The following is a 6433-nucleotide window of genomic DNA, read 5'->3' as shown; positions in this document are numbered from 1 at the left end:
CCCGTTTGGTGGCGATAGCGGAGGGGTTCCACGCGTACCCATCCCGAACACGACCGTTAAGCCCTCCAGCGCCGATGGTACTTGGACCGAAGGGTCCTGGGAGAGTAGGACGTTGCCAAGCGGATATTCCCTGATAGCTCAGTTGGTAGAGCACTCGACTGTTAATCGAGTTGTCACAGGTTCGAGTCCTGTTCGGGGAGCCATGCTCTCATAGCTCAGCAGGTAGAGTGCTTCCATGGTAAGGAAGAGGTCACCGGTTCGAATCCGGTTGAGAGCTCCACAGATTTGCAAGGCCCGTTGGTCAAGGGGTTAAGACACCTCCCTTTCACGGAGGTAACATGGGTTCGAATCCCATACGGGTCACCAACTTTTACTTGTACTTACCCTTAGAGGGTCCCATAGATATGGAGGCTTAGCTCAGCTGGGAGAGCATCTGCCTTACAAGCAGAGGGTCGGGGGTTCGATCCCCTCAGCCTCCACCATAGTCTTCCTGAGAGATTGTGGGCAACATAGAGGTATCATCAATGGGGATTAGCCAAGTGGTAAGGCAACGGACTTTGACTCCGTCACTCATAGGTTCGAATCCTATATCCCCAGCCAAGTGCGAGCCATTAGCTCAGTTGGTAGAGCACCTGACTTTTAATCAGGGTGTCGAAGGTTCGAGTCCTTCATGGCTCACTTTTATTATTACATGCGCGTGTGGCGGAATGGCAGACGCACCAGACTTAGGATCTGGCGTTTCACGACGTGGGGGTTCAAGTCCCTTCACGCGCACCACTTATTGCGGACGTGGCTCAGCGGTAGAGCATCGCCTTGCCAAGGCGAGGGTCGCGGGTTCGATTCCCGTCGTCCGCTCCATAATTTTTGCGCCCTTAGCTCAGCTGGATAGAGCGTTTGACTACGAATCAAAAGGCCGGGAGTTCGAATCTCTCAGGGCGCGCCATTTTTTATTAAGCAATTATAGTATTTTAACGGGATGTAGCTCAGCTTGGTAGAGCACCTGGTTTGGGACCAGGGGGTCGCATGTTCAAATCGTGTCATCCCGATTTTTCACCTTTGCGGGTGTAGTTCAATGGTAGAACTTCAGCCTTCCAAGCTGATAGCGTGGGTTCGATTCCCATCACCCGCTCCATAATTTTATAGTAACGGGATGTAGCTCAGCTTGGTAGAGCACCTGGTTTGGGACCAGGGGGTCGCATGTTCAAATCGTGTCATCCCGATACTCAGCTTAATTGCTCTTAGATAGCTCTTACTTCGGTAAGAGCTTTTTTTGTTATGTATAGAATTAAAATACGCATAAATTCATATAACGTATGTTTTATCATTCTTCTAAAAGAAACTGTACTTCTGGTGGAATGCCAATCCGTAGATAATAACTTTTACAGGATTCTTCTTGCTCAGGATTACTGCCTATGGATAGTAGTTTTACAGCAAAAACGTTAGCTTGACGCTCAAGCTTACCAGGAGAGAAGTAAGAGCTTTCTTCCAGGAAAAAGCGGTTAATCCCCTTGTGAAGGCGGTCATGTCCTAATTCATGCGCACAAACGAAGCGCTGCCACTCAACTGGCAACTCATTATGAATGACGATAAATCTTCTTCTTAGTTTTCGGTAATATAATCCCTTTGTGCCTGTCCCAAGGTTCATGAAACGAATGTGAATACCTAGCGCTGAGGCCAGCTCGAACGGACAGTTGGTTTTATGTTTTTTAATCAGATTATTGATCAGTTCATCCATATTCTTCACCTGCAGCATGTTAGTGTAGTTATTAAGTGTTGTTGGATTTATTTCTCTTGTTCATCTGTTTGGCTTCCCAGAATAAGCCGGTCAGTACATCTTTTATCCTCTGCTTGTCATCCTTGTCTAATGGAATCCCATCAAACATCAGCTCTCCATCATCCTCCAGCATTTTACGGAAGTCACGTTTATCCTTGCTTGTAGCCCACTCTGGGACAACCTCTTCGCTTGGAAGAGCCTGTTCCTGCAAATACCCCGCTTGATCCATTAGCTCCTCGTACGGGACGCCTGTAGCCTCTGCTATTTTGCGTAATGTAGTTGGCTTAGGAACTCCTCTTAGACCATTTTCAATCCGTGAAATCTGTGATCCGCTAATCCCCGCTGCTGCTGCCAATTGATTAATAGTGAGTCCCTTTGTTTCGCGAAGTTGTTTCATATAATCCCCAAATTCCTGTTTCATCTCAACCACTCCTTATAGACTGAAGCTTATGTTATTAATATAAGCCATTTTTGCCAATTGGTAAACAACAAAGCGTATATTATTGCCAAAAGGCAAGATAATGGAGGGAAAGCTATTCTTTTTCGCCCAAAACAGACTAAAACGGGGTTTTACGAGATTGGCAGAGAAGTGGTATATTATAGAAAAATACGAACAGAATACGAACACTTTTATATTTTAGCATATTGCTTAGGAAACTTCCGCAATTTAATCTCATTCTGTCAAACCTAAAGGAGTGCATAAAATGATGAATTTATCCGCTTTACCGGAGCTAGACCGTCGCCGAACCCAGGTCGCTATAGAGAGCATGTTTGAGAAATACCGTATTTTTAAGACCGTTACATTTGAGGCTAAGGAAGCCAGTACTACTTATTCTTATACAGAAAGATTTCATGGTCCTACGAATACTGTTACTGATCAGACTGCTGCGATAGCTTCTTATAATGTGGATATACCAGCTGCTAGGAGGGCTTTTTGCTCGGCGATAGACTCTGTGGTAGAGAGACTCGATACGAGGGAACAGCAATTAGTAAGAGAGCGTTATATGAAAAGAGACGAAACGTACGATTATACGATTTACAATCATGTGTTTGATCCACCGGTAAGTAAGGACACTTACGTAAAGATACGTTCGAAGGCTTTTTATAAGATGGCTTTGGCTTTAACGGATCTCGGTCTACTGTCCCTTAACACTTTAATAACAGCACCTAGAGTGAAGAAAGAGAAGATTAGTATTACTTAAGAGATATAGACGGTTACTAAAGATTGTGTCGTCCGAACGGATGATGCGGTCTTTTTTTATGATTTTTTGTTCCTCCGAAAAACCGCTCTATACCATCCCAAAGCTAGCTTAAACCTCGTCGGTATACCGTCTCTGCAAGGCAAATAGGGGTGTATATTTATAACATGGCAAATGAAGCAAAAAGAACACCGCAAGAGCATGAATGCTCTGCTAATAGTTCCGCCCTAGCGGTGATGAGAACAAATCTAGCGGTGAAAGATTCTTTTGGCATTGGCCTAGTATAGAAGGATATTATCCACCATCGGATAGTATCCTTTTTTGTACTTAGTTTTAGTAGAGGGGGTGTCTTCTTAATGTTAATGCAATTGAAGGTTAACACCATCAAAGATCAGCGAACCGCCGCAGTTCAGAAAGGAATGGAGTGATGTCGGTACAACAATTACGAGAACACATTACGAGTGCGCTGGAGAAGTACTTTCCAGGTGTGCCTGTATATGTGGAGGGGGAGAAACCTCAGACGGCTTATTTTTATCCCGGACTGATCTCAGCGACCCTGGATCGGCAGCGGGAAGGCAGATATTTAGCGGTTTATCGCTTCGGTATCCGTTATGAACAGGGAAGTCTGCTGGAGGCCGAAAGAATGGCTGATAAGCTAAGTGAAGCAATGGCTGGGATGGAGCAAGAGGGTGGCTCCTTTCGTGTAGCTAGGCAAGCCTGGGAAGCTGGGGTAGAGGGGCATGGGCCGCTTTTTACGACGGACTATATGGTGTATTTGCAAAGTGAGAAGCCTGACCCCATTAAGATGGGACAAATGATAGGAGGAGAAAGACTGAAATGAGCACAAAGGTGAGTAATGGAGATCGTTTTGGTAAAGAGCAGATTGTGAATTCATCGCTTTTTACGGCTAAGGAAAAGGATGTGCTGAACGTTATTTTGCAGGATGACAAAAGTTATACGATCGAAGAAGCGAAGCAATCTATGGGATTGTTTATTAATAAGGAGGTTTTGAACTAATGGCAGGCGGAACATGGACAACTCAAAACAAAGTGCGCCCAGGGGTGTACGTAAATGTAGCATCGAATCAAGGTGCCATCGGCAAAATGGGAGAACGCGGGATTACTGCTTTGGCACTTGCCTTATCTTGGGGAGAACCTGGAGTGATCATGGAGATTACCCCGCAGGACGACGTGAATAAGCTACTAGGTTTTGATTTGGAACATCTAACATTGCTGCCAGTACGCGAAGCGCTGAAACGTGCGGGAACGTTACTGCTCTATCGATTGAATGAAGGGGTTAAAGCGGCGGTCACGAACAATGGTCTACAGGTTACGGCTAAATATGGCGGTGTACGCGGAAATGATCTTTCTGTTGTTATTGAGAAGAATATTGAGAATAATACTCTTTTTGATGTAAAGACACTGCTGAATGGAACTGAACTGAATAAGCAAACGGTTGGAACGGCTGAAGAGTTGGTCGCTAACGATTATGTGCAATTCCAGAAAAATGGCGCAGAAGGCTTGAAGCTAACCGCAGGGATGCCGCTTATTGGCGGAGCAAATGGTACGGTGACAAATGGTGCGCACAGCGATTTCTTATCTGCTCTTGAGGTGCTTGAGTTCCAAACGGTTGGACTAGTATCACAGGATAGTACGCTTAAGGCGCTGTATAGCTCTTGGGTAAGACGACTGCGGGATACGGAAGGTAAGAAAGTGCAGGCTGTACTATCGGATTATGCTACTGCGGGTCATGAGGGTGTGATCAGCGTGAAGAATGGGGTAGTACTGAGTGACGGAACTACGATTGATAACAACAATGCTGTTGCTTGGGTGGCCGGTGCTACGGCTGCTGCTGCGGTGAATCAATCGCTGACTTATCAGGGATATGACGACTCCGTTGACGCTGATGTGCGGCTTAGCCATTCTGAGACGACTGCAGCTTTGCTGCAAGGTGAACTGCTCTTTACTTACAGTGGAGGGCGAGCTGTGGTGGAGCAAGATATTAACACGTTTACGGCATTTTCTCCGGACAAAGGCAAAGCGTTCTCTAAAAATCGTGTGCTACGCGTGCTGGATGGGATTGCGAATGATCTGAAGCGTATTTTTGAGAACTACTACATTGGTAAGGTAGCTAATAATGAAGATGGACGGGCTCTGTTCTGGTCACAATGTGCAACTTACATGAATGATCTGCAGGATATGGGGGCGATTGAAAGCTTTAATGCGCAGACCGATGTTGTCGTTGTGGCAGGTACCGATAGCGATAGCATTGTGCTCGACGTGGCTGTGAAGCCAGTTGATTCCGTAGAAAAAGTATATATGAAAGTGAAGGTGGTTTAAGATGGCATTTTTAAAAGCTAGCGATACGATTTCCGGCCAGGAGGGCCGTGCGTATGCCGTGATTGGTACGCAAACTGAAGAGATGTTCTATGTGAAGACGCTTGAAGCAACGGTAGAAAAAACAAAGGCAGAAGTGAAGACACTCGGCCGACGTGGTGTTCAGCATAAAGCGACTGGATGGTCGGGCAGCGGTTCGATGACGATTTTTTATATGACTAGTCGTTTCCGCCAGATGATGCTCGATTATATGAACACAGGTGTCGATCAGTATTTCGATATTGAGGTTACGAACGAAGACCCATCGTCCAGTGTGGGAGCACAACGCATTATTTTAAAAGGCGTGAACCTTGATAGTGTCATCATGGCTTCTCTTGATACAGAATCAGATGCGCTGGAAGAAGAAGTGAGCTTTACCTTTGAAGACGTGCAGATTGTCCAAGCTTTTGGCGCTCCGGCAGGCTCCGGAAAATAACAAAGACAACTAGATAGATAGGAGCAAGTAAGGCCCGGGCGTGCAGGTAAGCGGCGGGTCTCTTCTCTGTCTAGTTAGTAGTACTAGAAGTAACTAAATCAATTTTAGGAGGAAGACAATGAGTGAATTAAGTTTGTTTTTTGCGCAAAATGTAGCATGTGACACGACCGAGGAGTTTGTGGTATCGCAGCGTTTTAAGGATAAGGAAGGGAATGCGGTTGCCTGGAAACTACGTAGCATGAACGAGGATGAGAATCAGGAATGCCGTAAAGCAGCTACCCGTAAGGTCAAAGGTAAGAATGGAGTGTATACCTCCGAGATTGAACCGAATGATTATATGGCTAAGTTGATGACTTCAAGTGTAGTGCATCCAGATCTGAAAAATGCTGAGCTACAGCGTTCTTATGGTGTTCTTGGTGCCGAAACGCTGCTGCGTAAAATGCTGCTTCCGGGTGAATTCGCGGCACTGGGTGAACGGGTACAGGCTTTGAATGGCTTCGGTACAGATATGAACGAGCTGGTGGATGAAGTAAAAAACTAATCAACGAGGGCGATAGCGAAGCTAACTTAGCTTACTACGCCCTCCACGAGCTTCATATTTTACCGCATGAGCTAATGAAGCTGTCTACACGTGAACGTGCCGCAATCT

At 45.8% G+C, this 6433-nt stretch carries 8 protein-coding genes, 12 tRNA genes and 1 rRNA gene; 19 read left to right on the top strand and 2 right to left on the bottom strand.

Going from position 1 to position 6433, the window contains the following annotated elements:
- The first annotated feature begins 4 nt into the window (after positions 1-4).
- The 13 genes from rrf to L1028_RS19145 all read left to right on the top strand — a co-directional run bounded on the left by rrf (position 5) and on the right by L1028_RS19145 (position 1220).
- Positions 5-121, top strand: a 5S ribosomal RNA gene (rrf, locus tag L1028_RS19205).
- A gap of 6 nt (positions 122-127) precedes the next feature.
- Positions 128-203, top strand: a tRNA-Asn gene (locus L1028_RS19200).
- A gap of 1 nt (position 204) precedes the next feature.
- Positions 205-280: transfer RNA gene (locus tag L1028_RS19195), tRNA-Thr, on the top strand.
- A gap of 11 nt (positions 281-291) precedes the next feature.
- Positions 292-366, top strand: a tRNA-Glu gene (locus tag L1028_RS19190).
- A 40-nt stretch (positions 367-406) separates the two neighbouring features.
- Positions 407-482: transfer RNA gene (locus L1028_RS19185), tRNA-Val, on the top strand.
- Between the two features lie 43 nt (positions 483-525).
- Positions 526-600 (top strand) — tRNA-Gln (locus tag L1028_RS19180).
- A 5-nt stretch (positions 601-605) separates the two neighbouring features.
- Positions 606-678 (top strand) — tRNA-Lys (locus L1028_RS19175).
- Between the two features lie 15 nt (positions 679-693).
- A tRNA-Leu gene (locus L1028_RS19170) sits at positions 694-777 on the top strand.
- A 6-nt stretch (positions 778-783) separates the two neighbouring features.
- A tRNA-Gly gene (locus L1028_RS19165) sits at positions 784-858 on the top strand.
- 8 nt (positions 859-866) lie between these two features.
- Positions 867-943 (top strand) — tRNA-Arg (locus tag L1028_RS19160).
- Between the two features lie 29 nt (positions 944-972).
- Positions 973-1046 (top strand) — tRNA-Pro (locus tag L1028_RS19155).
- A gap of 12 nt (positions 1047-1058) precedes the next feature.
- Positions 1059-1132 (top strand) — tRNA-Gly (locus L1028_RS19150).
- Positions 1133-1146: 14 nt separating this feature from the next.
- Positions 1147-1220 (top strand) — tRNA-Pro (locus L1028_RS19145).
- Between the two features lie 101 nt (positions 1221-1321).
- Here the strand turns inward: L1028_RS19145 and L1028_RS19140 are convergent.
- Positions 1322-1735, bottom strand: coding sequence for an ImmA/IrrE family metallo-endopeptidase (locus L1028_RS19140; protein WP_234537654.1), 414 nt, complete (start codon positions 1733-1735; stop codon positions 1322-1324).
- 31 nt (positions 1736-1766) lie between these two features.
- Entirely contained in the window at positions 1767-2195 is a 429-nt protein-coding gene (locus tag L1028_RS19135) for a helix-turn-helix domain-containing protein (RefSeq protein WP_234537635.1), read from the bottom strand.
- A gap of 286 nt (positions 2196-2481) precedes the next feature.
- Here L1028_RS19135 and L1028_RS19130 point away from each other — a divergent pair, with 286 nt between their 5' ends.
- The 6 genes from L1028_RS19130 (at position 2482) to L1028_RS19105 (ending at position 6325) form a co-directional block, all read left to right on the top strand.
- Positions 2482-2976: an ArpU family phage packaging/lysis transcriptional regulator gene (locus L1028_RS19130; protein ID WP_423803063.1), complete on the top strand. Its 495-nt coding sequence runs from the start codon at positions 2482-2484 to the stop codon at positions 2974-2976.
- A gap of 424 nt (positions 2977-3400) precedes the next feature.
- Positions 3401-3814, top strand: coding sequence for a phage tail terminator family protein (locus L1028_RS19125; protein WP_341482569.1), 414 nt, complete (start codon positions 3401-3403; stop codon positions 3812-3814).
- Positions 3811-3990: a hypothetical protein gene (locus L1028_RS19120; protein WP_234537626.1), complete on the top strand. Its 180-nt coding sequence runs from the start codon at positions 3811-3813 to the stop codon at positions 3988-3990. Before L1028_RS19125 ends, L1028_RS19120 begins: the two co-directional genes overlap by 4 nt.
- Complete coding sequence (locus tag L1028_RS19115) at positions 3990-5312, top strand: phage tail sheath family protein (protein WP_234537623.1); 1323 nt, start codon at positions 3990-3992, stop codon at positions 5310-5312. Before L1028_RS19120 ends, L1028_RS19115 begins: the two co-directional genes overlap by 1 nt.
- Position 5313: 1 nt before the next feature.
- Entirely contained in the window at positions 5314-5784 is a 471-nt protein-coding gene (locus L1028_RS19110) for a phage tail tube protein (protein ID WP_042131198.1), read from the top strand.
- A 118-nt stretch (positions 5785-5902) separates the two neighbouring features.
- Positions 5903-6325: a phage tail assembly chaperone gene (locus L1028_RS19105; RefSeq protein WP_042131197.1), complete on the top strand. Its 423-nt coding sequence runs from the start codon at positions 5903-5905 to the stop codon at positions 6323-6325.
- Positions 6326-6433 lie beyond the last annotated feature (108 nt).

Source organism: Paenibacillus pseudetheri, assembly GCF_924513355.1.
Lineage (GTDB): Bacteria > Bacillota > Bacilli > Paenibacillales > Paenibacillaceae > Paenibacillus_AQ > Paenibacillus_AQ pseudetheri.
This window is presented reverse-complemented; position numbering and strand designations above follow the sequence as displayed.

What these genes read in the sequence shown, in the direction of transcription:
- L1028_RS19110 (WP_042131198.1), top strand. Translation starts at nt 5,314, where the DNA reads ATGGCATTTTTAAAAGCTAGCGATACGATTTCCGGCCAGGAGGGCCGT.
- L1028_RS19130 (WP_423803063.1), top strand. Translation starts at nt 2,482, where the DNA reads ATGAATTTATCCGCTTTACCGGAGCTAGACCGTCGCCGAACCCAGGTC.
- L1028_RS19135 (WP_234537635.1), bottom strand. Translation starts at nt 2,195, where the DNA reads ATGAAACAGGAATTTGGGGATTATATGAAACAACTTCGCGAAACAAAG.
- L1028_RS19140 (WP_234537654.1), bottom strand. Translation starts at nt 1,735, where the DNA reads ATGGATGAACTGATCAATAATCTGATTAAAAAACATAAAACCAACTGT.
- L1028_RS19105 (WP_042131197.1), top strand. Translation starts at nt 5,903, where the DNA reads ATGAGTGAATTAAGTTTGTTTTTTGCGCAAAATGTAGCATGTGACACG.
- L1028_RS19120 (WP_234537626.1), top strand. Translation starts at nt 3,811, where the DNA reads ATGAGCACAAAGGTGAGTAATGGAGATCGTTTTGGTAAAGAGCAGATT.
- L1028_RS19115 (WP_234537623.1), top strand. Translation starts at nt 3,990, where the DNA reads ATGGCAGGCGGAACATGGACAACTCAAAACAAAGTGCGCCCAGGGGTG.
- L1028_RS19125 (WP_341482569.1), top strand. Translation starts at nt 3,401, where the DNA reads ATGTCGGTACAACAATTACGAGAACACATTACGAGTGCGCTGGAGAAG.